At 38.2% G+C, this 25,753-nt stretch carries 21 protein-coding genes, 1 tRNA gene, 11 pseudogenes and 2 other annotated features; of the genes and pseudogenes, 15 read left to right on the forward strand and 18 right to left on the reverse strand.

The features are described from left to right. Positions 1-72 precede the first annotated feature (72 nt). Positions 73-888: a trimeric autotransporter adhesin/peptidogylcan-associated protein TpgA gene (tpgA, locus tag FD716_RS01310; RefSeq protein WP_004681119.1), complete on the forward strand. Its 816-nt coding sequence runs from the start codon at positions 73-75 to the stop codon at positions 886-888. Between the two features lie 164 nt (positions 889-1,052). Here the strand turns inward: tpgA and FD716_RS01315 are convergent. The 3 pseudogenes from FD716_RS01315 to FD716_RS01330 all read right to left on the reverse strand — a co-directional run. Then, positions 1,053-1,163: pseudogene (locus tag FD716_RS01315) on the reverse strand (integrase core domain-containing protein); the annotation flags it as partial. A gap of 277 nt (positions 1,164-1,440) precedes the next feature. Beyond that, positions 1,441-1,680 (reverse strand): annotated as a pseudogene (locus FD716_RS19315) (integrase); the annotation flags it as partial. Between the two features lie 49 nt (positions 1,681-1,729). Continuing rightward, positions 1,730-2,488: pseudogene (locus tag FD716_RS01330) on the reverse strand (IS5 family transposase); the annotation flags it as partial. A 266-nt stretch (positions 2,489-2,754) separates the two neighbouring features. On the opposite strand from FD716_RS01330, the pseudogene FD716_RS01335 reads away from it, so the two are divergent. Beyond that, positions 2,755-3,418, forward strand: a pseudogene (locus FD716_RS01335) (IS1595 family transposase). A gap of 135 nt (positions 3,419-3,553) precedes the next feature. Here the strand turns inward: FD716_RS01335 and FD716_RS19355 are convergent. Continuing rightward, positions 3,554-3,685: pseudogene (locus tag FD716_RS19355) on the reverse strand (serine/threonine-protein kinase HipA); the annotation flags it as partial. 141 nt (positions 3,686-3,826) lie between these two features. On the opposite strand from FD716_RS19355, the gene FD716_RS01340 reads away from it, so the two are divergent. Continuing rightward, a complete protein-coding gene (locus FD716_RS01340) occupies positions 3,827-7,174 on the forward strand; it encodes a DEAD/DEAH box helicase (protein ID WP_139850600.1) in 3,348 nt (1,115 codons plus the stop codon). A 154-nt stretch (positions 7,175-7,328) separates the two neighbouring features. Continuing rightward, positions 7,329-8,419 (forward strand): IS4-like element ISAba1 family transposase gene (locus FD716_RS01345; protein WP_088631513.1). Its coding sequence is split into 2 segments (ribosomal slippage): positions 7,329-7,869 and positions 7,869-8,419, totalling 1,092 coding nucleotides; the frame shifts between segments, so codons are not numbered across the junction. On the opposite strand, the pseudogene FD716_RS01350 reads toward FD716_RS01345, so the two are convergent. Beyond that, a pseudogene (locus FD716_RS01350) lies at positions 8,381-8,830 on the reverse strand (HipA domain-containing protein); the annotation flags it as partial. The gene FD716_RS01345 and the pseudogene FD716_RS01350 sit on opposite strands and share 39 nt — an antisense overlap. An 81-nt stretch (positions 8,831-8,911) precedes the next feature. Between FD716_RS01350 and FD716_RS01355 the strand changes: the two are divergent. Then, positions 8,912-9,385: a transposase family protein gene (locus tag FD716_RS01355; RefSeq protein ID WP_139850601.1), complete on the forward strand. Its 474-nt coding sequence runs from the start codon at positions 8,912-8,914 to the stop codon at positions 9,383-9,385. Beyond that, positions 9,277-9,747: a transposase family protein gene (locus FD716_RS01360; protein WP_139850602.1), complete on the forward strand. Its 471-nt coding sequence runs from the start codon at positions 9,277-9,279 to the stop codon at positions 9,745-9,747. The genes FD716_RS01355 and FD716_RS01360 overlap by 109 nt, the downstream gene beginning before the upstream one ends. A gap of 27 nt (positions 9,748-9,774) precedes the next feature. Here FD716_RS01360 and FD716_RS01365 read toward each other — a convergent pair. From FD716_RS01365 to FD716_RS01395, 7 genes and pseudogenes are all read right to left on the reverse strand, one after another. Then, positions 9,775-10,623 (reverse strand): annotated as a pseudogene (locus FD716_RS01365) (type II toxin-antitoxin system HipA family toxin); the annotation flags it as partial. Next, positions 10,620-10,928 (reverse strand): helix-turn-helix transcriptional regulator, encoded by a 309-nt coding sequence (locus FD716_RS01370; protein WP_001005874.1) that lies wholly within the window; start codon positions 10,926-10,928, stop codon positions 10,620-10,622. The gene FD716_RS01370 and the pseudogene FD716_RS01365, both read right to left, overlap by 4 nt. A 286-nt stretch (positions 10,929-11,214) precedes the next feature. Beyond that, positions 11,215-13,575 (reverse strand): TOTE conflict system archaeo-eukaryotic primase domain-containing protein, encoded by a 2,361-nt coding sequence (locus tag FD716_RS01375; protein WP_001060549.1) that lies wholly within the window; start codon positions 13,573-13,575, stop codon positions 11,215-11,217. Positions 13,576-13,671: 96 nt separating this feature from the next. Continuing rightward, positions 13,672-14,064: pseudogene (locus FD716_RS01380) on the reverse strand (transposase family protein); the annotation flags it as partial. Between the two features lie 37 nt (positions 14,065-14,101). Continuing rightward, positions 14,102-14,425, reverse strand: a complete 324-nt coding sequence (locus FD716_RS01385; RefSeq protein ID WP_032031561.1) for an IS5 family transposase — start codon at positions 14,423-14,425, stop codon at positions 14,102-14,104. Positions 14,426-14,648: 223 nt separating this feature from the next. Beyond that, positions 14,649-14,963 (reverse strand): annotated as a pseudogene (locus tag FD716_RS01390) (antitoxin Xre/MbcA/ParS toxin-binding domain-containing protein); the annotation flags it as partial. Between the two features lie 37 nt (positions 14,964-15,000). After that, positions 15,001-16,220 (reverse strand): IS3 family transposase gene (locus FD716_RS01395; RefSeq protein ID WP_125269079.1). Its coding sequence is split into 2 segments (ribosomal slippage): positions 15,001-15,944 and positions 15,944-16,220, totalling 1,221 coding nucleotides; the frame shifts between segments, so codons are not numbered across the junction. Next, positions 15,829-15,945: a sequence feature (AL1L pseudoknot), on the reverse strand. It overlaps the preceding gene by 117 nt. A gap of 54 nt (positions 16,221-16,274) precedes the next feature. Between FD716_RS01395 and FD716_RS19470 the strand changes: the two are divergent. From FD716_RS19470 to FD716_RS01415, 3 genes and pseudogenes are all read left to right on the forward strand, one after another. Continuing rightward, positions 16,275-16,439 (forward strand): annotated as a pseudogene (locus FD716_RS19470) (DUF1376 domain-containing protein); the annotation flags it as partial. Positions 16,440-16,449: 10 nt separating this feature from the next. Then, complete coding sequence (locus FD716_RS01405; protein ID WP_139850603.1) at positions 16,450-17,190, forward strand: ATP-binding protein; 741 nt, start codon at positions 16,450-16,452, stop codon at positions 17,188-17,190. A 12-nt stretch (positions 17,191-17,202) separates the two neighbouring features. Continuing rightward, positions 17,203-18,422, forward strand: a protein-coding gene (locus FD716_RS01415; protein ID WP_125269079.1) for an IS3 family transposase whose coding sequence is annotated in 2 segments (ribosomal slippage) — positions 17,203-17,479 and positions 17,479-18,422 — 1,221 coding nt in all. Because the reading frame shifts where the segments join, the coding sequence is not laid out codon by codon here. After that, positions 17,478-17,594 (forward strand) — a sequence feature (AL1L pseudoknot). Its footprint overlaps the gene before it by 117 nt. A 38-nt stretch (positions 18,423-18,460) precedes the next feature. Here FD716_RS01415 and FD716_RS01420 read toward each other — a convergent pair. The 4 genes and pseudogenes from FD716_RS01420 to FD716_RS01435 form a co-directional block, all read right to left on the reverse strand. After that, positions 18,461-18,880 (reverse strand): annotated as a pseudogene (locus FD716_RS01420) (DUF1376 domain-containing protein); the annotation flags it as partial. 65 nt (positions 18,881-18,945) lie between these two features. Then, positions 18,946-19,197, reverse strand: a complete 252-nt coding sequence (locus FD716_RS01425) for a hypothetical protein (protein ID WP_005249585.1) — start codon at positions 19,195-19,197, stop codon at positions 18,946-18,948. Continuing rightward, complete coding sequence (locus tag FD716_RS01430; RefSeq protein WP_005403932.1) at positions 19,187-20,371, reverse strand: site-specific integrase; 1,185 nt, start codon at positions 20,369-20,371, stop codon at positions 19,187-19,189. The genes FD716_RS01425 and FD716_RS01430 overlap by 11 nt, the downstream gene beginning before the upstream one ends. Positions 20,372-20,391: 20 nt before the next feature. Further along, positions 20,392-20,601 carry a hypothetical protein gene (locus FD716_RS01435; protein WP_005403933.1) on the reverse strand — a complete coding sequence of 70 codons (210 nt, stop codon included), beginning with the start codon at positions 20,599-20,601 and terminating at the stop codon, positions 20,392-20,394. 115 nt (positions 20,602-20,716) lie between these two features. On the opposite strand from FD716_RS01435, the gene FD716_RS01440 reads away from it, so the two are divergent. After that, positions 20,717-20,923 (forward strand): helix-turn-helix domain-containing protein, encoded by a 207-nt coding sequence (locus tag FD716_RS01440; protein WP_039909129.1) that lies wholly within the window; start codon positions 20,717-20,719, stop codon positions 20,921-20,923. A gap of 491 nt (positions 20,924-21,414) precedes the next feature. Here the strand turns inward: FD716_RS01440 and FD716_RS01445 are convergent. After that, a tRNA-Gly gene (locus FD716_RS01445) sits at positions 21,415-21,490 on the reverse strand. A gap of 256 nt (positions 21,491-21,746) precedes the next feature. Between FD716_RS01445 and FD716_RS01450 the strand changes: the two genes are divergently transcribed. The 5 genes from FD716_RS01450 (at position 21,747) to FD716_RS01470 (ending at position 24,674) form a co-directional block, all read left to right on the forward strand. Further along, positions 21,747-22,058, forward strand: coding sequence for a BolA family protein (locus tag FD716_RS01450; RefSeq protein WP_139850604.1), 312 nt, complete (start codon positions 21,747-21,749; stop codon positions 22,056-22,058). Positions 22,059-22,082: 24 nt separating this feature from the next. Beyond that, positions 22,083-22,478: a SirB2 family protein gene (locus FD716_RS01455; RefSeq protein WP_139850605.1), complete on the forward strand. Its 396-nt coding sequence runs from the start codon at positions 22,083-22,085 to the stop codon at positions 22,476-22,478. Positions 22,479-22,629: 151 nt separating this feature from the next. After that, positions 22,630-23,466 carry a ParA family protein gene (locus FD716_RS01460; RefSeq protein WP_139850606.1) on the forward strand — a complete coding sequence of 279 codons (837 nt, stop codon included), beginning with the start codon at positions 22,630-22,632 and terminating at the stop codon, positions 23,464-23,466. Positions 23,467-23,479: 13 nt separating this feature from the next. Then, positions 23,480-23,857 (forward strand): hypothetical protein, encoded by a 378-nt coding sequence (locus FD716_RS01465; protein WP_139850607.1) that lies wholly within the window; start codon positions 23,480-23,482, stop codon positions 23,855-23,857. Positions 23,858-24,083: 226 nt separating this feature from the next. After that, a complete protein-coding gene (locus FD716_RS01470) occupies positions 24,084-24,674 on the forward strand; it encodes a LysE family translocator (RefSeq protein WP_139850608.1) in 591 nt (196 codons plus the stop codon). A gap of 12 nt (positions 24,675-24,686) precedes the next feature. Here the strand turns inward: FD716_RS01470 and FD716_RS01475 are convergent, their stop codons facing one another. Further along, complete coding sequence (locus FD716_RS01475; RefSeq protein WP_139850609.1) at positions 24,687-25,325, reverse strand: DedA family protein; 639 nt, start codon at positions 25,323-25,325, stop codon at positions 24,687-24,689. Between the last annotated feature and the right edge of the window lie 428 nt (positions 25,326-25,753).

Raw genomic sequence — 25,753 nt, forward strand, 5'->3', positions numbered from 1 at the left:
TGCATGGTGGGGAAAGAGCATGGTGGCTCTTTCCCACTTGTTTTTTAAATTTAATCAAGAATTGAGATGACAATGAAAACTTTATTAAAAACAATTGTAAGCTGTGTATTTTTAACTGGTGTGTTGAGTGGTCTAACACATGCAAAAGAGCAGATTAATTTACAGATGGCTGATGAGTCCGTTTCTTTTCCAGAAGTGAAAAAAAGTTACCTAGATCAAGTTCACCGTTATGAATATGATCAGGTACTGCGTCTGGAAAATGGCTTAACCAAAGACCAAATTCGTTATATTTTGGGCCATCCACATTTTAGCGAAGGCGTGTTTGGGGTTCGTGAATGGAACTATGTATTGGATATCCGTGTGCCTGAAACCCAGCAATACAAACGCTGCCAGTTACGTATCGACTTTGATAAAGACTACTTGGCCAAGGCATATTATTGGAAGGGTGAAGCCTGTCAGGGCTTGGCGCAATATGGTGCCAACAATCAACCTGTAGATAAAAATGCATTGGTTGTTGGAGGACTGAATGCCCAAGTTGCACAAGCTAGCGTACTATTCGCCTTTGACCGTTATGATGAGTCTGCGATTAACCGTGACTTTAGCCGCGTGGAAGAAATTGCAGAGGCCATTAAGCAGTCCGGCAGCCAGCGGGTTACTGTGACGGGTTATGCCGATAAATTGGGTAACTTTAACTATAACCAGGTTTTATCTGCACAGCGTGCGAATACCGTGGCTTATTTGCTAGCTCAACTGGGGATTGATCCGAATTACATTAAAGTCGATGCCAATGGAACAACCCGAATTTATAAAGAGTGTGAAGGTCAAACCAAATCTACTTCAACTGTGGAATGTTTAGCACCAAATCGCCGAGTAAATGTTAATTGGTAATAAGAATTAATGGAGTATATTGTGCTGATAAAGTAACTATATACTCTTTTTCCTTAAAATTAAGAGGTTTAGAAAGTAAAAATGATTTTAACCAAGGCAGTTTAAGCAAATTAAGATACAAACTAGGTAATCCTCCCATAAATAACCGAAGTTAAGAGTAGAGGTTAAGCAGCCATTAGAGGAGGCCTTCCTTTGTTGGCCTGGTGTGGTCTTTCATGATTGTAATGCCACAGCCAATTTGCTGCATAATCTTGTACTTCATCCAAAGTATCAAATGAAATATATGGCTCAACGGGCAAAAGCTAGTCCTCTGAGAATCAGCTTTCATATTGCATCCATTAGTATTCTGAATATTTAAAGATTCACTTCATTGGATTCAGCAGGTAATTTATCCAAGCATTTTGAAAATTTACTGGAAAAGCCAAGAAATACATTTTACCTGAGAGAAGAGCGAGAAGTTGCCCTAGGGTTGTGAAGGGAAAACCGCAGAAATACCCAAGAGAATACCAGTCAATTTCTTAACTGACTAGCATTAGGCCGTGTCGAGGTATTTCAATTAATGCCATTTCGCACTTGTTGCAAAATCCAATCCTCATATTCTTGTAGTGTTTCTTGTAGCATATCCATAGGTCGTACGATGTAGTGCCTTTCAACTAATGCACTTGGTTTATGACCTGATATCTGTGCTAAAGATCCTTCATTGATTTTTGCCCAAATAGCTAACGTTTTATATGATCTCCTCAATCCATGGGGAGTAAGTTCAATATTTAGTTTTTTACATATTTTCTCGGCTTTGTTGCACAAAGATTTGAAATGCAAAGCGCCCCTAATTGAGCCAAATTTAAGGCGTAACTTGGGTAAGTGGTCGACCTAATTCCGTAAATCTGTTAAGGACTGCTACACGTGCATGGATCTCATTCACTTGGCTATCAAAACTCCTTGCACTGAGTTTATCTCCTAATAATTTGATGCAATGCATCTTAGTTTCAACCAAACTTCGACGATGATAGCCTGACCATTTTTTCCATAGTGTCCTGCCTAAACGTTTAATTGTTCTAAGTAATTCATTTCGCTCTAGCGAGCTACTCTTTGTATCTTTCCATTGTTTCGCATTTTTTCTAGGTGGAATCACCGCATGCCCTTGCCGATCTGCAATGACCTGACGGCATTGCTTGGTGTCATAAGCTCCATTGGTATAAACAGAGTTAATCTGCTCATCTTGTGGAATCTGATTAAGTAAATCACCAAGCACCTGTGAATCACTGACATTATTGGTTGTAAGCTGAACTGCTCGTATTTGTAGGGTTTTAGCATCTATACCAATATGAAGTTTACGCCATTGGCGACGATATTCAGGTCCATGTTTCTTGCATTTCCATTCGCCCTCACCTAGAAACTTCATGCCTGTAGAGTCCATGAGTAGATGCAGCCCATCGCTACTTTTTTGGTAGCTGATTACAATATCAATATGCTTTTGTCTTCTACAAAGCGTGGTGTAATCTGGAGCTATCCAATTTAATTCGCAAAGTTTAATCAGACTTTGCACAAAGCCAGTGACCATACGTAAAGACAGACGGAATAAGGATTTAATCATTAAGCAGCTGAACCGTACCGGGTTTGTCGGAGACCAAACTTTCTGAGATGAGACGCATTGCTTCTCAAGACGTAGCGAAGCGTAGTGATCCGATGAAAAAAGTAAAATATACCCCCTGAAATCAGATAGAGCGGTTCAATTAGAACCAAACCCAACTATCGCAACACTGAGTTCTGGAGAATCTCGTCGTTTCTTAATTGCGTCGTAATGATGATTATCAAGATAAAATCAAAGGCTCTAGACTAGCAGAATAGATATGTTAGTCTAGAATCATGATAGAAAACAGTAAATTAAGTCACTATAAGATTAAAAAAATTATTCAGTGCTTTTGCATTGATATTCCTGCTTCTAAAACAGCCTTATTGCTTAACTTGAACCGTAATACCATCAACTATTGGTACATGCTTTTTAGAGAAGCAATCTACGATCATCAAACAGATTTAAGAGCAAAGTTTGTAGGTTCTATTGAAATTGATGAGAGCTATTTTGGAGCAAAAAGACAACGTGGTTTTCATGGGAAGTTGAAGCGAGGTCGAGGTACTTTAAAACAACCTGTATTTGGAATATTTGAAAGGAATGGTCGAGTTTATACAGAAATAGTCCCTGATTGTAAAAAGACTACATTACAACAAGTTATCTTAGGTAAAATTGCACTTGAAAGTGTAATTTATAGTGATGGTTGGCGTGGATACAATGGTTTGGTAGATGTTGGTTACTCAAAGCATTTTAGAGTAAATCATGGAGCGAATGAATTTGCCAGAGGACAATGTCATATAAATGGAATAGAATCATTCTGGAGCTTTTTGTAAAAGAAGGCTAGCAAAGTTCAACGGTATATCAAAAGAGTATTTTGATTATCATCTTAAAGAAACAGAATGGCGTTGGATGAGGGAGCCTAATGAGCTAGCAACAGAGTTGTGGGACCTCATTAGGTAAAACTAAGTGCAAATCTGCTAGTCTAGAGCCATATTTATTAGCGATTGCGATTGGAAGTGTGGTGACTGGTGTAGCTTATGCCGTGATAAAACAACGGTTAGAATAAGCCCTTCATAGAAGCTTTGTGAAAGCTATTTAGTGCAATAAATGAATATTATGCCCAATCCTATTTTGGATCATTTGGAGAGTCTCTACTTGAATTTGTCCAGGTAATAGATCATGAGCGATGTTGCTGAATAGGATTGCAACCTTACAAATCGAGCCAATATTCACCCCATCCATTGTAGTAAACATTAAGTTTTTTTGAGCATGAATTGATTTCCTTTTGATACGTTGGCGAGCACTATTGTTCTGAAATGACAGCTTTTTTCGTTATTATTGTATAAACATTTTTGGTGTCTGGTAATTATGTCCTCATTGATCAACTTTCTATCTCGCTTTAGTACTGCAACTCTTCAGCGCAGTCTGAGCTATGCTAAACACATTGATAGGGAAACAATTGAGTTCTTTGAGGAAAATGATGATGTCACGATGTATGCTCAAATTGAAGGGACAGATTATTACGATACCGCGATTACCTATAATCTTAAAAAAGACCGTTTAATCGATGACGACTGCACTTGTCCAGTTGGATATAACTGTAAACATGCTGCTGCTTTAGCGCGGTTATTCTTTCAAGAATATCGTCAGGAATTTCAACAGCGTTATGCTGAATCTCAATCTCCGCAGGGAATCGCAAAACGCCGATGGGGGGATGATCAGGCGCAGCGCTGGTTGAATGATTTTAAACGGTATTTGCAACAGACTGAACCAGAGCAATCTGTCAAAACAAACAATTATTTAATTTACCTGCTAGATCAGTCGGTCAGCTTAAAGAAATTGACAGTTGATGTTCAGAAAGCCAGACGCAATAAGAACGGCTCAATTGCAGGGGAAAGTTATTATACCCAATATGAAAATATCACCAGAAAGCATCTGACTTTACCTGAACAAAAACGACAATTATTTAACCAGATTTATTATTACGCCAAAATAAACAGTGACGAACGCTTTTATCAAAGCAATCTTGATATCTCCAGCATTTTATTGGAGCAATTCAAATCTTTTATTCAAAGTGGCGATGTGTATTGGCAAAAAAAGAACCATACTGCACTTCAATGGTCAGAACAAGGCTATCACATCGAACTGATCTGGCAACAAGGTGTAAACAAACAGACAGAGCATTTAAACATTGAATTGGTCAATGGTGATATTCGACTCGATTTAAAATCAAATCCACATATTCAGATTCTCGCGAGCCATCCACCATGTTATGTGGATATTCAACAGAACAAGGTGGGCCAGTTATATGGTGAATATACGGCAAATCTTCTGTACCATTTTTTACAGATGCCTGATCTTCCATCTATGCTCTTGCCAGAGTTTGAGAAACTGACTCATCAATATTCAGATGTGAAAAATCTGCCTCAACCCGAGTCTATTCAGCATATTGATGTCCTTGAGGGTAGTCCCCAGCCAATTTTACGCTTCGGTGTTTTAGATAAATTTGATTGGAAATGGGAAGAGTCTGTTTGTGCTGAAATTGAATTCTCCTATGCAGGCGGAAGAATAAAAGCAGGTACATCAGGCGACAGTTTTATTGGTGAGCAGCATGACAAAATGGTACGACAGCTTCGGGACTTAGTTCAGGAACAACAGTCAATCCAGCGTTTACAGCTATTGGTCGAATCACTGAAGTGGGTGAAAGATCTTAGTTATGACCAGCAATTAAAACTGGATAAACAACGTCTTGATTCTATGGTTTTTGCTTTCTATGGAGACTGGATCAAACAGCTGATGCCCATCAATCAAATTGAGTTAATAGGCTGGCAGATAGAGCATCTGGAAAACAGCCCCTTTAACCTGCAATATGTTGAAAATTTAAATATTTCTATCACTGAATCTGAAGGTCAGCAGGACTGGTTCAATATCGGGGCGACGGTTCAAGACAGTGCAGGCAATTCTTATAATTTGCTTGATGCGCTCGTAGCTTTGGTGCGAGTAAATCCTGATTTACTTGATCCGCGGACTTTTATTCATCTGCATGACAGTCAAATTTTCACCGTGAAAACTGCAGTTGATCAACCTGATTTGGCTCTATCCGCTAGGGATATTAAGCCGGTATTGTTGCATCTGCAGAGCATTTTACAGCAAGAAGAGCGCAGTATTGATCGCTATGATGCGAGTCAATTATTAGAATTGCAGCATAATCTTGGGATGACATGGCAGGTCAGTGATCGCCTGCAGCAATTTGTACAAAAATTCAAACAAGGCTATCAGCAACAACTGCCGACACCACAAGGTTTTCAGGGGGAGTTGCGTCCATACCAGCAGCAGGGCTTAGGCTGGTTACAGTTTTTAAGGGAAACCCAGCATGGCGGGATTCTGGCAGATGATATGGGCTTGGGGAAAACAGCACAAACTTTAGCCCATTTACTCATGGAAAAGCAGGCTGGATATTTGCAGGACAGTCCCGCCTTAATTGTTGCACCCACATCGCTGATGCATAACTGGTTCAAAGAAGCGGAGAAATTTACCCCTCAGCTGAAGGTATTGCTGCTACAGGGGCCCGACCGCCATCAGAATTTTGAGCAGATTCCGCACTATGATATTGTGTTAACCACCTATCCGCTTCTAGCGAGAGATGAAGAACAACTAAAGCAATATGAATATCATCAACTCATTTTGGATGAGGCGCAGAATATCAAAAATCCGCGTGCCAAAGCTGCACAGGTAGTACGCCAATTAAAAGCACGACATCGTTTGTGTCTAACAGGTACCCCGATGGAAAATCATTTGGGTGAACTGTGGGCACTATTTTATTTCCTGATGCCAGGATTTTTATATTCACAAGAAATTTTTAATAAAAAGTACCGTCATCCGATTGAAAAACGCGGTGATCAGCAGTTAAGGCAAAAGCTGGTCAACCGGATTAAGCCCTTCATTTTACGTCGCTTGAAAACTGACGTAGCCAAAGAATTGCCAGAAAAAACCACGATTGAAGTCAATATTGATATGAATGACCAGCAATCCAAGTTATATGAGGCTGTTCGTGCCACGATGCAGGAAAATATTCAGAAAATTGTGGCAGAAAAAGGCTTTAAACGTAGTCAAATTCAAATTTTAGATGCCTTACTGAAGCTACGTCAGGTGTGCTGCCATCCTAGCTTACTAAAGCTGGATTCAGTGAAAACCGGGCAGGCACACTCTGCCAAACTTGAACAGTTGATGGATATGGTCGTTCCAATGGTGGAGGAGGGGCGAAAAATTCTGATCTTCTCTCAGTTTACCTCAATGTTGGAACTGATTGAGCAACAGCTCCATCACGCAGAAATTGGCTATGTGAAGCTGACTGGAAAGACCAAAAAGCGAGATGAAGTCATTACAGCATTTCAGTCTGGACAAGTGCCAGTATTTTTAATCAGTCTGAAAGCAGGAGGGGTCGGTCTGAATCTAACTGCCGCAGATACGGTCATTCACTATGATCCATGGTGGAACCCTGCTGCTGAAGATCAAGCTTCAGATCGTGCATGGCGGATTGGACAGGACAAGCCAGTATTTGTGTATAAGCTGATTACCAATAAAAGCATAGAAGAAAAAATTCTTGCCTTACAGCAAAATAAAGCAGAACTGGCACAGTCTATTCTAAGTACCGATCATGAGGGCGAAGCGAAACTGACGGAAAATGACGTGATGAACTTGTTTGAGAAATTTTAGTTTGGTTTCAGATTACCCTAATCATCTGTAAGTATCTGAAAGTCTGGATGCAATTTTTTCCAATGTTCTCTTAATTTTTCTTTCTCTGTACACGACAAAAATAGATAACTCATTGAAATAATGTCATAATAATTGTTTTCTAACGACGAATACTATGACACATCTCAATGAGTTATATCTTATCTTAAACAAATATCTAAAATGGAACAAGTCACATTTAAAGTGCTTTGCGCTCATCATGCTTGTGATTATTTTAAAGCAAACATGTAATCTTTCTTCTGCATCTAAAGCCTTGCCCATCAAGTGCTTACCACAATCATTTTATCGACGTATGCAGCGCTTCTTTGCAGGTCAGTATTTTGATTATCGTCAAATTTCTCAGTTGATTTTCAATATGTTTTCATTCGACCAAGTGCAACTGACTTTAGATAGAACCAATTGGAAATGGGGAAAACGAAATATTAATATCCTGATGCTCGCAATCGTTTATCGTGGAATAGCGATACCTATCCTTTGGACATTGCTTAATAAACGTGGAAATTCAGATACGAAAGAGCGTATTGCTTTGATTCAACGCTTTATAGCCATTTTTGGTAAAGACCGTATTGTGAATGTGTTCGCAGACAGAGAGTTTATCGGTGAGCAGTGGTTTACATGGTTAATTGAACAAGACATCAACTTCTGCATTCGTGTTAAAAAAACTTCATTGTCACCAATCATTTAGGAAAGAATCATAAAATTAGTGATTTATTTCGCCATCTTAAAGTTGGTCAAATTGAATGTCGTAAACGACGGATTTTGGTTGGTCGGGTGAAACTATATATAAGTGCACTACAGTTAGAAAATGGAGAGCTTTTACTCGTCGTTTCTCCTCAGTTTAATGCCAATGCTATTCAGGATTATGCATTACGCTGGGAAATTGAAACCTTATTCAGTTGTCTCAAAGGACGCGGGTTTAATCTTGAAAATACGCGCTTGACAGACCCTAGACGAGTGAAAAAATTGATTGCGGTGTTAGCTATAAGCTTCTGTTGGTGTTACTTAACGGGTGAATGGCAACATGATCAAAAAAAAGTGATAAAAATAAAGAAGCATGGACGACTCTCAATGAGTTTATTTCGCTATGGTTTAGACTATGTTCAAATGGCGATTCAGCGTTTAATTGGTTTTGGGAAAAAAGAAGAGTTTAAGGAAATTTTGGCAATTTTAAGAAGGCAGAACCCTGATAGGATAAGGGTTCTGTGAAATTTGTCGTGTACAGAGTTTTTCTTTATGAACAGAAATCATAGGTAAGTCTAGTAATAGCACTGGCCATACTGACCGTGCTTTGTCCATGATCGCGTGAAGTTGTTTTTCAATAACACGCCATGGAACACCGACTTTTTCAGCCCATTGTTCAAAGTGTTTCATCTCAGCTAAATACCAATCTTTATTTTTGGCAAGATTTAATGCGAAATGACGCTCATTTTCAATATATACACTGGTCATTAATATATCGTATGCGGGAGATAATCTGGGTGCACTTTTATCATGATAAATCATACTCCAGTTTTTTAAGTGCGCATCTCCATTGGCGAGCAAAATATTGACGAGTAAGCGGCTGGCAAATTGCTGAATATCAAGAATTTTGTTATCTGAAAATTGATAAATAGACTTCCGTCATAAATCAAAAAACGTACAATTTATTTGATCTTAAATTAATCAGCAAAATTATTTAATTCAAGAGATAATCCTTGGATGAAATTCAAAGATATTCAAAAATTATCAAACGTTAAGTTTCGTAGGCTTACCGGTGTTAGTTGGGCTACATTTAACCTCATGTTGGCCGAGCTAAATAAGCATTTACCTCGTCATATTGGTAAAGGACGACCGCATAAATTACCGTTGGAAGATCGTTTGCTCTTATGTATAGAATATTGGAGAGAATATCGAACATTTTTCCATCTTGGTATGAGTTACGGTGTATCTGAAACGAGTGCAATTCGTATCACACGTGTTATTGAAGATACCTTAATCCGTTCTGGAAAATTTAACTTGCCAAAACAACTTCCTAATCGAGATGAAGTGGATTGGGAAGTTGTTGTGATTGATGCAACTGAAATATTAGTTCAACGTCCAAAAAAAAACAGAAGAAATGGTATAGCGGTAAAAAAAAGCGACATACCTTTAAATTTCAGCTATCTATGCACTATACAACAGGTGAAATACTGAGTGTATGTGGAAGTCATGGAAGCATGCATGATTTTAAAATATTTAAAAAAAGTATGAGGAAATTAAAATTTAAGCCCTTTTTTATCGTTGATAAGGGGTATTTAGGGATAAAAAAATTGGGTTTTGGATGCCTCATGCCATCTAAAGCAAAGAAAACTGAAAAATTAGATTCTGAATTAAAAAAGTTAAATACAGAGATTGGTCGTAGACGAATTCAAGTAGAGCATGTATTTGGAAGGATGAAATGTTTTAAGATTTTATCTTGTGTATATAGAAATCGTCGTAAAAGATTAAACCTGCGGTTTAATTTACTTGCTGGCATATACAATTTAGATTGGGTGAAAGATAAACAATTAAATTGATTGAAAAATGATTTATGAAGGAAGTCTAATGATCTTTCCTATCTGCTCATAATTTGTGGTGCTGTATTTCTGATGTGGATATGCGCCGAAGATCTGAGCAAAGTCTTCGATGTGAATAAGCTCTATAGTATCAGCAGTACTCTGTCTATCAAATCTTTTGATTGCGAAAGCATATTGCTCTTGGGGTAAATTTAATGGTGGCAGGTCTTGTAAGAGTGCCATATCCACCAAGCGAATCTCAGGGACATCTATGCCGACTGTTTTGGCAAGGCTCATCATAGAATATTCATTTAGTGGAACAAAACCATGTCTGGAAGAAGGAGTTTTGATAATCCAATCCCCTAATAGACTGGATTCTATTGCCTGTGCTAATGTAAAACGCCCATCTTTGGCTTTCATGGAAAACTTCATTTGGACGCCAGCCAAGGAAAACTTATTATCTGTTCGAATCTCTTGCTTTAAAATCTGATCTGGATTCGAGATCTGCAGTTTGAATTTTATTTCATCTGGAATTTCTTCTGGATCTAATGGGGTCGCAATGAGTGCTCCAGGTAAGTCATGACCTAAAGCTGCCAATAACTGAAATTCATTGTCTATATGTACTTTAAGGCTTTGTGCAATGAGTTCGCGTAATGCGCCTTCTGGTAGCAAGTTTGATAGCAAGGGGGGTAAGCGCTGATGTGTAACATAGGTCTTTTCTAAAATCTTATCTGCTTGAGGATACAAGGGGGAAGTCAGCAAGCTCAAGGTCTGGCGTTGCTGATCAAATCGGAAAGAATCCGTAAAAACCAGAATATTTTTTCCGCTCTGAAATCCTGCCAAGTATCCAACGACAGCGTGATGTAATGTTAATTTCAGGACGGCAACAGTATTCATGGTTCCTCTCCTCCGAGAAGACCCTTCCATGGGTTAGTCATTAAGTCATCCTGATCTTCAATAGTGACTTTAATTTCATCATTCAATAATTGTCTAATCAAATGAACCTTATCATCAGGGATGAGCATCAGTTGAGCATTTAATCCTGCCGCGATAATTTCTAAGGTCTCTAATCGAGGGTTGCCCTGACTTTCCAGCTTTTGGTATTGCTGTCTTGAAATGCCTGTACGGGATTGCATATCAACTTGCTTTAAGCCCAATTGGGTTCGTCTTTTTTTGATTTGCTGAAGTAAAGACTCATTCATTGTAGACACATTTATTGCTTTTTAGTGTTATAAGAAACATATTAGTTTCTTTTTTCTTGAAAAGCAATTTATGATTTTATCATTTCGATCTGCAAAACAGCCTTAGCTACGTAGTGATCTGAAATGACTCTGAAAATACAGTTAAAATTTGCATTCGGACCCGCATCCTTTGTGATGGCCAGTTATTTTGATGCCAAGGAGACCCACACATTTAGAATTTTAAAAGCGGCTTTACGTTTAATTATCTTATGGATTGAAAATTGGGGTAGTGTCAATAGATCTAAAATTATAAAACGATATTATTGTGTGATTGTTCTACAATATAGCCTAGAGCTTTATAACTTTTACTCCTTCTCTGAAACATTTTGACAAATATCGGATGGTTAACATCAACATAATCATATACCTGAACTTCAAATTTACCTTCATTTGATCTATGAATACGCCCAACATATTGAGCCAAAGTGCCTTTCCATGAAATCGGGAATGCCAAGAACAAGGTATCTAAACGAGGAAGATCAAAACCTTCACCAATGTATTTTCCCGTGGCAATCACAACATGAGCATCATCTAAATTTTGTTTTTCTTTTATGTTTTTTGTATGGCTCATACCTCCCTGTAAAATAGATGTTTTATACCCTAAATCATTCAACTTATTTCTAAGATTTTCGGCATGTTTTCTACGTTCAGTTAAAATTAACGGGATCTGACCATTTTGAATACAATGAGATACATCTTTAATAATGGCATTATTACGTTCTGTATCTTCAGTAAGATGTTGCATCAGCTTTGAAATATGTGGTTTATTTTCGGTACCAAAGAAAATTTCTGGGAATTCACCTTCATAATTTACTTTTATTAATAATTTTTTAAGCTGGGTGTGATTGTTGGATTTCGCTTTGTATACAATAGAACCAGCTTGCATGAAAATAATGGGTTGATGCCCATCTTGACGTTCTGGTGTAGCAGTTAACCCGAGAATGTAGTAGGGACTGACTTCACTGAGAAGAAATTCATAGCTTGGTGCGGATAAATGGTGGCATTCATCTACGATAATTTGTCCGTAATTAAAGGCGATAGGTTTGATTGAATTATTTACACGGTTGATTAGACTTTGATATGTTGCAATGTCAATTTGATTAGATGGTTTGGCTTTTCCACCTTGTATTGTACCAATTTCGACATCGGCTAAAAATGAATGTAATCGTTCTTTCCATTGAGAAACAAGTTCTTTGTTATGAACAATAATGAGTGTATTTGTTTGGCGTTTGGCAATGATAGAGATTGCAGTAACAGTTTTTCCAAAAGCCGTTGGTGCATGTAGAACTCCAACATCGTGTTCAAGGATTTTTTTACATGCCATTTCCTGTTCAGAGGATAATTCGGTAAGTAGATTTATATTGACTAATATGTTGCCTTTAGTACGTTGATCTTTTAGTTTTATTTTAGTATCTTGTTGATTAAGCAAGTGAATTATATCTGTTAGGCATCCTCGTGGTAAACTGAGATATTGTCCTTCAAGGCGGGCACAGCATATGTGTCTTGGAATTCCTGTCGTTGAAAAACGCATTGCTTGTGCTTTAAAAAAACGAGGGTTGGAGAAAGTGGCTAATCTTTTTAATTGAGCTATCAATTGAGAGGGTAATGTCTGAATTGGAATGTGAATCATATTTGCGAATACCAATTCAATAGCGTCTGGACATCCCGCGATCTTTTGATTTTTTTTAGGAATATTTTTTACCCATGGAGCCTCATGGTCAACATCTGTTTGATTCTGTTCGATGAAATTGTAGCCTAGTTCATTCACAATATTATTAACTTCAGAAGAACTCATTAATTCAGTTTGTTGTAAAACAGTCCATGGGTCAGTAAAGGCATTAAAGTTACTGTCAATAAAGGTACTATTTCCTAGCGCTCTTGCGTGCTTTTGTAAGGGTAATGCTATTAAATTTCCAAATCCGCCTGCTGGCATGTGATCTTGATTTGGAAACATACGATCATAAGATTCAAAATCTAGAGCTGGATAAAGTTCCATGGCCTTATCTAGAATACCTGCACCCATTAAGCGAGCTTGCTTAGCTGCAATTGGTTCAGAGAAAAATATCCAAACATGTGCGCCATTACCTGAACGAGAGCGCTCAACCAAAAATGGTATATTTAAAGATAAGCACGCTTCAGAAAATGCAGTTACACAATTTTTCCAATCTGATTTATCAAAATCTACTGCGAGTAACCTACATTGATCTGTTGCTAATAGTGGGTAAATGCCTATAACTTTCTGTCCAGTTAAATGAGAATAAAGAACTTCTTGTGTGATGGGTAATAGTTGACGGCTTTTACAGTCTGAACATTTAATTTGAGGTTTGTAACAAATGCCATGTTTCCACTCATTTGCACAAGCAACAGAATAACCAGATTTTCCACTGCTATTTTCCCAACGATAAGCAAAGGTATCAGTTCGTCCAATAAACCTTTGAGAAAATAATAAAAGTCTTTCTTCTGCTGATAAATAATTCTTATTTTTTTCTTCAAGCGATATAAGTTTTTCTTTTTCTTGATAAAGGCTTTGATATTCATTTTGTAATAATGTGATTTGGTCTAAAATTTGCTGTAATCTAACTGCAATTTCTTTTAACTTATTATTCACTGATTTTTCCTAAAACACAGCTATTACTGTCCTAATATCAAATCTTAAATTAAAGAATTACAATATAATAGACTTCCTTCATAAATCATTTTTCAATCAATTTAATTGTTTATCTTTCACCCAATCTAAATTGTATATGCCAGCAAGTAAATTAAACCGTAGGTTTAATCTTTTACGACGATTTCTATATACACAAGATAAAATCTTAAAACATTTCATCCTTCCAAATACATGCTCTACTTGAATTCGTCTACGACCAATCTCTCTATTTAACTTTTTTAATTCAGAATCTAGTTTTTCAGTTTTCTTTGCTTTAGATGGCATGAGGCATCCAAAACCCAATTTCTTTATCCCTAAATAACCCTTATCAACGATAAAAAAGGGCCTAAATTTTAATTTCCTCATGCTTTTTTTAAATATTTTAAAATCATGCATGCTTCCATGACTTCCACATACACTCAGTATTTCACCTGTTGTATAGTGCATAGATAACTGAAATTTAAAGGTATGTCGCTTTTTTTTACCGCTATACCATTTCTTCTGTTTTTTTTGGACGTTGAACTAATATTTCAGTGGCATCAATCACAACAACTTCCCAATCCACTTCATCTCGATTAGGAAGTTGTTTTGGCAAGTTGAATTTTCCAGAACGGATTAAGGTATCTTCAATAACACGTGTGATACGAATTGCACTCGTTTCAGATACACCGTAACTCATACCAAGATGGAAAAATGTTCGATATTCTCTCCAATATTCTATACATAAGAGCAAACGATCTTCCAACGGTAATTTATGCGGTCGTCCTTTACCAATATGACGAGGTAAATGCTTATTTAGCTCGGCCAACATGAGGTTAAATGTAGCCCAACTAACACCGGTAAGCCTACGAAACTTAACGTTTGATAATTTTTGAATATCTTTGAATTTCATCCAAGGATTATCTCTTGAATTAAATAATTTTGCTGATTAATTTGATCAAATAAATTGTACGTTTTTTGATTTATGACGGAAGTCTAATAAATCAATTAATTTTCAAAATATTATACAAAATTATTTATATGCATTAATTTCTTTAAAGTTTTGCTCGAAGACCCTCTAGCAATTGTAAAACAGAGAACAATCCCTGAGCATTTTGAATCTGTTCTACCGGAATGCCATTAGTTAATTTATTTGATGACTTCATGAAATGCTGCATCCAGGTAGTATCTCCACCCGCCAGAGCATCTAGTGATGTGGTAATACGGATTAAAGTGAGGGCGATTTCTCCCTGTTTTGAAGTGGGATCTAATTCAAGAGAGGTTAAAGTTTTCACCGAATCTATACTGAGTATTAAGGCTAGTTGATCCTGTGCAAGACCAAGTCGTTCAGCAGCAGCTAAAACTGCCTGAACCGTACCGGGTTTGTCGGAGACTTTTTTATTTAAGTTAGGCCACCTGACCTAACGGATTAATCTTATCATAGTACATTGCTTCAAACTCAAAAGGCGATACATAACCCAGTGCACTGTGTACACGCTTTTTGTTGAACCAATCTACCCAATTTAATGTCGCAAGTTGTACATCCGCTAAACCTTGCCAATCTGCTTTTAAATATTCAATCACCTCTGTTTTGTATAAGCCATTCACCGTTTCAGCCAAAGCATTATCGTATGAATCACCTGTCGTACCGACTGATGCTCGTAAATTTGCTGCTTCTAAACGATTGGTATAGCGAATAGAAAGATATTGAACACCTCTATCGGAATGATGAATTACATTCTTTGGCATGCCTCGATCGTGCAATGCTTGCTCCAATGCATCGAGCACCATATCTGTATTCATCCGTGTAGATACTTTCCATCCAACAATTGCTCGCGAGAACACATCAATAATAAATGCAGTGTAGACCCAGCCAGAATTGGTTTGAATATACGTAAAGTCACTGACCCATAATTGGTCAGGTCGATCAGCACTAAAATTCCGTTTCACTAAATCATCTGCTCGTTTTTGATCATCTCGGCTGCGGGTAGTTTGTTTGTTCTTACCACGCCAAACACCTTGTATATCTAGCTTCTGCATCAATCGAGCAACTGTACAACGTGCAATAACATAGCCTTCACGTTTCAATTTTTGCCAGACTTTACGTACACCATATCGACCTGAACTTTCTTTCCAAATACGTTTGATTTGTTCTGCATGATGTAAATCATGCTGAGCACGTTTCGCTCGATGTTCTGGGTTATCAACGAGATCTAAAGCCCGATAATAGGTCGAAGCTGCAATCGGTAAAATTCTACAAATCGCTTCAACACCATATCGATCTTTATTGTTATGGATAAAATCCACCATTATTTGTGTGGGCGGTCGAGCTCCGCCTGGGCGAAAAAAGCGGCTGCTTTACGTAGAATTTCATTGGCACGTTTTAATTCTTTAATTTCACGTTCCATTTGCTTCATTTTTTCTTGGTCAGATATCTGTTGTACTTTGGCAGGATTTAGTTGATCCATATGCTTTAAATACCAAACACGCAATGTTTCAGGAGTACAACCAATCTTAGGTGCAATAGCTGTGATTGCTGCCCAAGTAGAAGGATAATCTTTTTCAGATTCAATTAGTAATTGAACCGCTCTTTCTCTAATTTCGGGGGTATAGTTTGGTTTTTTCATCGGAATAGTCTCTCAGAATATTGACCCTCCGACAAACCCGGTACGGTTCACTCGAGTATTACTCAAGTCATACTTGAATCATGCCCTTCATCTTCATCTTCATCTTCATCTTCATCTTCATCTTCATCTTCATCTTCATCTTCATCTTCATCTTCATCTTCATCTTCAAATTTTGAAGAAAAAAATGAGAGTTTTTTAGAAAATTCAAAATGGATTTAGGAGATCAGCCATGAATACCATCCTTAAAACACTCCAGTTTCGCGCAGAAACAACGGAAACACTTTGCCCTGCCCATCATATACCCATGATAGAAATTGCAGGTCACAGGCTCTGTAAATTGTGTGCCAAAGAAACCGTCCATCACTCACATGCAGCCTATGAGAATGAACTGCAACAGCGATTGCTAAAACAGAAAATTAAAAATTCAGGGCTCAATAAACGCTACCTGGATCGGGGCTTCAAGAATTATGTAGTTGCATGCCCTGCACAAGACAATACCATCAAACTATGTCAGGCCTTTGCACAGCAGATTATTTCTGACCACAACCCAAATATGTTGATGATTGGTACACCGGGTACAGGTAAAACCCATCTGAGTGCATCAATTATTCGCAACATTCTGCATAACAGTACAAAATCTGCGCGTTACTATACCAGTGCAGAAATTGCTCAAAAAATGATGGACACCTGGTCAGATGCTTCACGCTCTGAGAAAGAAGTTATCGACCATTTCTCCAGTTTTGATTTATTGGTGATTGATGAATATGGCCTGCATGACCGGCATGAGAAACGTCTGGAGATGGTGCATAAGGTTCTGTATAACCGTTATGACAATATGAAGTCCACGCTGCTAATTTCCAATTTCACATTACAGAATATGCAGCGGGATTTAGGTGCCCGATTATGGTCAAGGTTGCATGAAAATAGCCTGATGAACCGTACCGGGTTTGTCGGAGGGTCAATATTCTGAGAGACTATTCCGATGAAAAAACCAAACTATACCCCCGAAATTAGAGAAAGAGCGGTTCAATTACTAATTGAATCTGAAAAAGATTATCCTTCTACTTGGGCAGCAATCACAGCTATTGCACCTAAGATTGGTTGTACTCCTGAAACATTGCGTGTTTGGTATTTAAAGCATATGGATCAACTAAATCCTGCCAAAGTACAACAGATATCTGACCAAGAAAAAATGAAGCAAATGGAACGTGAAATTAAAGAATTAAAACGTGCCAATGAAATTCTACGTAAAGCAGCCGCTTTTTTCGCCCAGGCGGAGCTCGACCGCCCACACAAATAATGGTGGATTTTATCCATAACAATAAAGATCGATATGGTGTTGAAGCGATTTGTAGAATTTTACCGATTGCAGCTTCGACCTATTATCGGGCTTTAGATCTCGTTGATAACCCAGAACATCGAGCGAAACGTGCTCAGCATGATTTACATCATGCAGAACAAATCAAACGTATTTGGAAAGAAAGTTCAGGTCGATATGGTGTACGTAAAGTCTGGCAAAAATTGAAACGTGAAGGCTATGTTATTGCACGTTGTACAGTTGCTCGATTGATGCAGAAGCTAGATATACAAGGTGTTTGGCGTGGTAAGAACAAACAAACTACCCGCAGCCGAGATGATCAAAAACGAGCAGATGATTTAGTGAAACGGAATTTTAGTGCTGATCGACCTGACCAATTATGGGTCAGTGACTTTACGTATATTCAAACCAATTCTGGCTGGGTCTACACTGCATTTATTATTGATGTGTTCTCGCGAGCAATTGTTGGATGGAAAGTATCTACACGGATGAATACAGATATGGTGCTCGATGCATTGGAGCAAGCATTGCACGATCGAGGCATGCCAAAGAATGTAATTCATCATTCCGATAGAGGTGTTCAATATCTTTCTATTCGCTATACCAATCGTTTAGAAGCAGCAAATTTACGAGCATCAGTCGGTACGACAGGTGATTCATACGATAATGCTTTGGCTGAAACGGTGAATGGCTTATACAAAACAGAGGTGATTGAATATTTAAAAGCAGATTGGCAAGGTTTAGCGGATGTACAACTTGCGACATTAAATTGGGTAGATTGGTTCAACAAAAAGCGTGTACACAGTGCACTGGGTTATGTATCGCCTTTTGAGTTTGAAGCAATGTACTATGATAAGATTAATCCGTTAGGTCAGGTGGCCTAACTTAAATAAAAAAGTCTCCGACAAACCCGGTACGGTTCAGAGCTCTTCTCAAGAGCTGCTTGAGCATTTACTTTTTGTTGCTTGGTTGATGCTTGAGCATTACTTGCAGATTTCCCCCAACGTGCTTGAGCTGCATTTTTAGCTTTATCAGATTTCATTTGCTGATTTTGCAATGCCTGGCTTTTTAAACTGGTTAAAAAATTTGAATGAATCTGCTCAGATTCGACTTCAAACAATTCAAGGGCCAACAGCGTATTCAATAAAGTTTTAGCTTTGGTCTGTTGCGATAATTTTGTGATGCTACATACAGTCGCTAGGTCATGAGGAATGGCACCATTTTTCCAGAAATCCATCATTAGCAGCAGTGTTGCACCGATTTGTTCTACAGTCATTCGTGCGAATTTTGCCTGTAAATCGCCAATATAAAGTGGCATCCAAATTGAAATATCTTTATGCATGGGTTTACCTTTTTATAGGTATAAAGGGGCTAAGGTCATCAATTAGATGACCTTATATGTTTGTTTTATGAGTGAGCTAAGCTCATTAACCGAAGGCGAGCCTGTTGGGCCAGGTCGTCGTAATGGGCTTGTCCATCATCCAGCATTCGCTGTAGCCAAAGTCTCAATGCTTGGTGGTCATCGAAGCATTTATTGATTTCCAGCAAAAAGGCCAGATTGTGCAGTTTGGGAATGTGTAACTCATGAATGAGTTCACGCGCGACCATATCTGCTTCTGGGCTAACGACCACACCGCCAAAGAAAGCTTTACTGTTCATGAGCAGGCTCCTCTGTATTTAGTCTTTCCAGCATGGCTTCAAAAGCACTGCCATCACGACGTGTGACGTTTGGAATGTAGCGGCTGTAAACACGGAACAGCATTTCAGTGGTCGAATGACCTAGCTGACGTGCAATCCATTCAGGATTTTCACCCGCAGATAACCAAAGTGTGGCAGCTGTGTGACGTGTCTGATAAGCACGACGAGGCGTTAATCCTAAAAAGCGCAGGATAGGGTGCCATACACGCTTATTAACTAAACGGTAGTCTAGAGGACCGCCATCACGGTTGCAGAAGACGAAGTCCGATTTTCCGTTGTTGAGGCTTTTCTGTTGCAGAAAGGCTTGGTACACTCGGTCATTCATCTGGATCGTGCGGTCAGAACCATACGTTTTGGTTCCACCTAAAACACCATTCACAAGTGCTTCACGGATATGGATTTCACGACGCTGTAAGTCAATGTTTTTCCATTGAAGACCATCAATTTCACTGGTACGCATACCCGTAAAAAAACGGATGGTGTAATACGGTTTAAAGTCATCACGAACCGTTGTAATGATTTGCTGAACTTCTTCAAGAGAGAAAGGGGTGACCTCAATTCGACTCTCTTTTAAGTTGTTTATATTTTTATATGGTGATTCAAAACCATATCGTTCAGCTGCGTCATTGAGTATCATACGTAAAGGCGTCATGATTTGATTGATCCTCGATGCTTTCAGACTTGTTTGATTTTTTCCGTGTGTCACTTTGGCGAGGGAGGCACGGAAGTCAATCAAGTCTGACTTCTTAATTTTCGAAAGAACTTGTTTTCCAAAAGCTGGCTTTAAGTAGTTCTCAATCACTATTAAAACCTTCTGTCGGTAAGACATGCGCCATTCAATTTCTTTCTGTGTAAACCACACTTCAACATAATCATGAAAAAGTGGAACATTACTTTGTACAGCAATTTGCAAACTACGCTTTGCTGTGAACTCTTCGATGCGCTTACTTTTTGGAAAATATTTTCCGTATTCAAACGTACCTAGAGTGATTTCAGCTTCAAGTTGGTCGAGTCGTTTTTTTAAAATACGACGGTTATAAGGGTTATCAACAAGTGTTGTTGTTTCACGACAACGAATGCCCAAATAACGGAAGTCAACAACCAACTTTCCACTGCGGGCTTGTATACTCGCCATTGGTTAACCTCACTTTAAAATTATTGCAGTGCATCCATGCTTAGGCCTGTGAACTTCAGCATTTCAGTTTCAATGCGTTCCCAAACAAAAAGAATTTTGCGTCCACCAAATGGGCGAATGTAGTGAACACCTTCAATGAAAACGCTATCTTTGAGTTGGTTGCGGATAGTACGTGCGTCGTACTGAATTTTTTCAGCCAATTGTTGGGCTGTTAAGTAGGTATATGTCATAATTGTATTCCTGTCATAATTCATTGGATGGAAGTAATTTTTCATCCTTATAGCTAAAATAACCTTAAATTTAATTAAATGCAATTAAATTTTCATGGTATTAGAGGAAATTTTAATGGTTGTTTGTAAGCTGCCTATTTTGTTGGCGGAGCGCAAAATGCGTGTTGCAGATCTAATCCGTGGTACTGGAATTAATAAAACAACATTGCACAAACTTTATAATGGAGATTTAACAAGGATTGATTTGGATACAATTAATCGCATTTGCGACTACTTAGATATACAAGTAGGGGACTTATTTGTTTTTGAAAAAGATATTTAAAATTAATTATATAAAAATCTTTTGGTCACAAATGGTCACATTGAAAAGTATGTGGCCTCAAACCTTATCATGAGTCTCTAAGGAATTTCATTTTTTACTCTTTGATATAAAAGAGTGGTTTTTTTCGTCAAAATTGAGCTAATTCAGTTTTTTTATGTCGTGATTTTTGGTCACAAATGGTCACATCTAAAATTCTATGGACATTGATAATTTACTCATTGGTAAAAAAATAAAAACATGAACCGAGAATTAGAAGCTTTATACCAAGAAAATGAAGGCTAAATTAGATCGTAAATTAAGCTTATTTGACGTCATTTAGTGTTATTTTGATGCCTAAGGACACGTAATGGTCACATCTTGGTCACAAGGTCTAGTTTATTGGAGAGTGGTAGGTAGGTGCTGTGGCAGTTGTGAGTAGAGTAATTTTCTTAAAAACCTAATAAAATCAACAATAAAAAACCCCCATCTTTCGATGAGGGCTTTTTTGAATTTGGAGCGGGAAACGAGACTCGAACTCGCGACCCCAACCTTGGCAAGGTTATGCTCTACCAACTGAGCTATTCCCGCATGCCGCCTATAATACATTAAGAAATTTTATGGTCAAGATTTTTTTATGCAGCAAATGATTGATTGAATAAAATAAAGTCACTTTTGCAGTGGTTTGCTCTTTTTCTAAGCAAATACAGGGTTCTCAGGTCGGGTTTTTTAAAAATAGCAGCTAGTGCGCACATGAATAAGTAAAAAAATTAAGGCTTTCAATATGGTTCAATTCAGATAGTGGTTATACTCAAGCCATTCATTTGGCTTCCAAGGACAATCAGACATGAGTCTAGAACAACAATTGATTGAACGCTTAAATCTGTTACAGCCCGAGCATCTGCAAGTAATGAATGAATCTGCAGGGCATGGCGGTTATTTTCCAGGGAAAGAATCCCATTTTAAGGTTATCGTTGTCAGTGAGCAGTTTGTGGGTTTGCGCTTGGTACAACGTCATCAAAAAGTGTATGCCGCTGCAGCCGAATTGATGACTCCAGGTAAAATTCACGCATTGGCAATCCACGCCTATGTGCCAGAAGAATGGCAGGGTCAAGCCCCTGATAGCCCAATCTGTGCAAACGCACCTAAATCTACTTAAGTTTTTTGAGCATAGGCAAAATTTATGGATACCCATCTCATTATTAAAATTATTCACATGAGTAGTGCAACATTGGCGCTCGGCGTTTTTATTGCGCGAGCATTTACTCTTTTTGTCGGCACAACCGCACAGCAACAACCAAATCCCAAAGGTCGGGTGTTGTTTGTGGCATTGCAACACTTGAGTTATACCGCTGTAGTGCTGACAGGGGTGACCTTATTGGTCATGAATGATTTTAAAGTTCAGCCATGGTTCTATGCGAAAATCATCTTGTTTTTGGTGTTGTTGTCTACACAAATTAAAACCTACAAACGAGATGACAGCATTTTATTGGCACAGCGTCGTGCGGGTTTAGGTATTGGTGCATTGGCTTTTATTGCTATTCTGCTTTTGATTATGATTAAGCCAGCCTTTGGCTAATCACGTACTTGCTTGGTGCGGTACGACTTTAATACAGCGCTTGGTGAACACCGCAGTTAAAACCGCTTGTTCAATTAAAGTAGATTTAAATGCTGTGAATAACCAGTTGCTGTCAATAAACCAGAAATAAAATTAAAATGAGGGGGCGATAATGCGAACACGTGTTGTATTTAATCAAAAAGGTGGCGTGGGGAAATCGAGTATTGCAGTGAATTTGGCTGCAATCAGTGCGGCACAGGGTTTTAACACATTATTAATTGATTTAGACCCACAGGCCAATGCGAGTCAATATGTGTTGGGCGATGATGCGACCTATAATGCAGATAAGCCAGCACTAGAGCCAAATATTCAAAACTTTTTTGATGAGGTTCTTGGGAATACACAACAAAAAGGTTTAATTGGTAATGCGCTGGGTTCGCTCTTAAAATCACGTACACAAGACTTTAATGCCTATATTCACCAGACCCCATTTGCCAAGCTTGATGTTCTACCAGCCAGTCCGAGTTTAGGTAGCTTAACGCATGCACTAGAAGCCAAACATAAAATTTATAAGCTACGCGATGCCATTCAAAGTTTGAGTGGGAAATATCAACGTATCTATATTGATACCCCGCCTGCATTTAACTTTTTCACCTTATCAGCGCTGATTGCTGCCGATCGTGTCCTTATTCCATTTGATTGTGATGTATTTTCCAAGCGTGCATTACATAGCTTGATTGAAAATATTATGGAGACGCGAGCGGATCATAATGAACGCTTAGAAATTGAGGGCATTGTGGTGAATCAGTTTCAAGCACAAGCCAAATTACCGCGTGAAGTGGTGGAAACCTTAAAAAATGAGGGGCTACCTGTTTTAAACAGTATGTTGCCACCATCGGTGATGATGAAAGAGTCTCATCATAAAAATATGCCTTTAATTTATCTGGTAAAAGAACACAAGTTGACCCAAGCCTATCAAACGTTGTTCAATGAAATTGAGCCACAATAATATCGAGATTAATATGAAATTTATTCCTTCCACAGTGGTTGTTATAAGTGCACTGATGTTAAGTGCTTGTGCAACAACGGTTAAACCGACCTATACCTCACCAACGCAGTATCAAGCGCTGAATTGTGGTCAATTGACAGCTGAGTTTAATCGCATTCAACAATATATTGAAAATGGGGTGCAACCGGCCAAAAGTACTGGGATGGGAGTAGGTTTAGGATTAGGGGGGGGGTGGGGCCGTGGTGGTTGGGGCTTTGGTCCATCCATTTCTGTAAATATGGGCCAGTCTTCCAATACCAAAAACACTGAGCTTTCGCGTTTATATGGTCAGCAAGATGCCATCTCTCAAGCGGCACAATTTAAAAATTGTGCACAAGTGCCAAAGCGTTAAACTTGAATTATGGAGAAAATGTGATGGGTTTCTGATTTTAATTATTTCGGAAATCCACGCATATTTAACAAAATATTTCGAATAATTTTTTATAAAAAACAATAATTTAATAAAATTCCTTCAGTGTTTTTATTGCGATTCCTATACTTTTTGACTGGAATGAACTTGTGCTTTTGTACATTTTTCGTTTAAGGTGTGCGACTGTTTTAGACTATGGGAATATTCAATGATTGAAAGCTGGCTATTTGTTTTTGCAATATTGGCAGTACTTTTGATTCCTGGACCCAGCAATGCATTTTTGGCAAATGCAGCACATCATCAAGGTGTTTTAAAAAGCTTAAAATTAATTCCGATTGAGATTTTTGGTTATATATACGGCATTAGTTTATGGGCATTGATTATTCATTTAAGTATGCCGACATGGCCGATGCTGATTCATATTCTACATTTTGTCAGCGCTGTTTATGTGGTTTGGCTTGCATTTCATTTATGGAAAAGCGCGCATTTAGAAAAACATCGCCAGACTTATCCAAATTTAAAACCACGCCAGCTGTTTTTTTCTATTTTTAAGAATCCCAAAACAATTTTATTTACAGCCGGTATTTTCCCTGCTGAAACTTGGAACTCATTTGAGAGTTATTTTTCAGTCTTCGGCATCTTTATACTTTGCTTAATTCCTGCGGCATTATTTTGGATTTATTTTGGTCGGGCTTTGTTGGCAGGTGAATTGCGTGGGATCAACGCCAATCACTTATATAAGGGATCGGCGATGTTACTGATGTTGTGTATGTTGCCAGTGGTTGCCGAGTTTTTTTAAGCAACTTAACGATTACGATGATTTGTTTTTAGCAAATTTATGACGCATAAACTCTATGACAGGTGGCAAGACACTTAAAATAATAATTCCGAATATTAAATAGGTGAAATTGTCTTTAATGACTGGCACATTACCAAACATATAGCCCAACGTAATAAATGATGCGATCCAAAGAAAACCACCAACCACATTAAAGCTCAGAAAGAATTTATAATTCATGCTGCCTGCGCCCGCGACAAAGGGGGCAAAGGTACGCGCAAAAGGAATGAATCGCGCAAAAATAATGGTTTTACCACCGTGCTTTTCAAAGAATTGTTGGGTCTTAATGAGGTGCTGTTTATTAATAAAACGCGAATCAATTTCAAATACGCGTGGGCCAATATATTTGCCAATCTGATAATTGAGCGTATCGCCTAAAACGGCAGCAACAAATAATAGGATAATCAATATCCAGGGATTCATTGCGCCCGTGGATGCAGCCAAAGCACCAGCCGCAAATAATAAGCTGTCACCAGGAAGAAATGGCATAACCACTAAACCGGTCTCAACGAAAATAATTAAAAATAAAATGGCATAAATCCAAACACCATAATTTTTAATAAATTCGAGTAAATGATCATCAACGTGTAAAAGAAAACTCAGTAAATCCATGGGGCTGAAACTGTGCAAAATTTGTGGGTAAATCCTAGCAGTCTACTTGGCAGATGTCAGTACTAATCTTATGAAATCATTCGATTGTGATTTGATAAGCGCTCAAGTTTGGCGATGAATAATTGATTTAGCCTCTAACAATAATTAATGCTTAAAGATGAGTGAAACTACATTTTTAAGCTATATCTTATATTTTGAAAGCCATAAAACAGGTTGTACCCAATAGAACTTTGAATTTAATCGGTCAATTCCGTCTGTAGACTGAGGTTATATCTCATCATGGCACAGCGGATGTGATCAACCTGATGGAAAATTTAGTGTCGATTGCTTGATTGAAAGGTACTTCATATTTAGTCATAAATGCATTGCTGCGCAGGCTCTTTCAGGATAAATAGCCACTTTTGGGGGTGTTTATCAGGTTTTTATTT

This window comes from Acinetobacter pullicarnis (assembly GCF_006352475.1).
Taxonomy (GTDB): domain Bacteria; phylum Pseudomonadota; class Gammaproteobacteria; order Pseudomonadales; family Moraxellaceae; genus Acinetobacter; species Acinetobacter pullicarnis.

Bases quoted from the DNA above. Each gene is read 5' to 3' on its own strand.
- FD716_RS01440 (WP_039909129.1), top strand. From the start codon at position 20,717: ATGGTTGTTTGTAAGCTGCCTATTTTGTTGGCGGAGCGCAAAATGCGT.
- FD716_RS01355 (WP_139850601.1), top strand. From the start codon at position 8,912: ATGAAATTCAAAGATATTCAAAAATTATCAAACGTTAAGTTTCGTAGG.
- FD716_RS01450 (WP_139850604.1), top strand. From the start codon at position 21,747: ATGAGTCTAGAACAACAATTGATTGAACGCTTAAATCTGTTACAGCCC.
- FD716_RS01455 (WP_139850605.1), top strand. From the start codon at position 22,083: ATGGATACCCATCTCATTATTAAAATTATTCACATGAGTAGTGCAACA.
- FD716_RS01425 (WP_005249585.1), bottom strand. From the start codon at position 19,197: ATGAACAGTAAAGCTTTCTTTGGCGGTGTGGTCGTTAGCCCAGAAGCA.
- FD716_RS01475 (WP_139850609.1), bottom strand. From the start codon at position 25,325: ATGGATTTACTGAGTTTTCTTTTACACGTTGATGATCATTTACTCGAA.
- FD716_RS01385 (WP_032031561.1), bottom strand. From the start codon at position 14,425: ATGTTGGCCGAGCTAAATAAGCATTTACCTCGTCATATTGGTAAAGGA.
- FD716_RS01405 (WP_139850603.1), top strand. From the start codon at position 16,450: ATGAATACCATCCTTAAAACACTCCAGTTTCGCGCAGAAACAACGGAA.
- FD716_RS01340 (WP_139850600.1), top strand. From the start codon at position 3,827: ATGTCCTCATTGATCAACTTTCTATCTCGCTTTAGTACTGCAACTCTT.
- FD716_RS01430 (WP_005403932.1), bottom strand. From the start codon at position 20,371: ATGGCGAGTATACAAGCCCGCAGTGGAAAGTTGGTTGTTGACTTCCGT.
- FD716_RS01435 (WP_005403933.1), bottom strand. From the start codon at position 20,601: ATGACATATACCTACTTAACAGCCCAACAATTGGCTGAAAAAATTCAG.
- FD716_RS01460 (WP_139850606.1), top strand. From the start codon at position 22,630: ATGCGAACACGTGTTGTATTTAATCAAAAAGGTGGCGTGGGGAAATCG.
- FD716_RS01370 (WP_001005874.1), bottom strand. From the start codon at position 10,928: ATGAATGAGTCTTTACTTCAGCAAATCAAAAAAAGACGAACCCAATTG.
- tpgA (WP_004681119.1), top strand. From the start codon at position 73: ATGAAAACTTTATTAAAAACAATTGTAAGCTGTGTATTTTTAACTGGT.
- FD716_RS01465 (WP_139850607.1), top strand. From the start codon at position 23,480: ATGAAATTTATTCCTTCCACAGTGGTTGTTATAAGTGCACTGATGTTA.
- FD716_RS01470 (WP_139850608.1), top strand. From the start codon at position 24,084: ATGATTGAAAGCTGGCTATTTGTTTTTGCAATATTGGCAGTACTTTTG.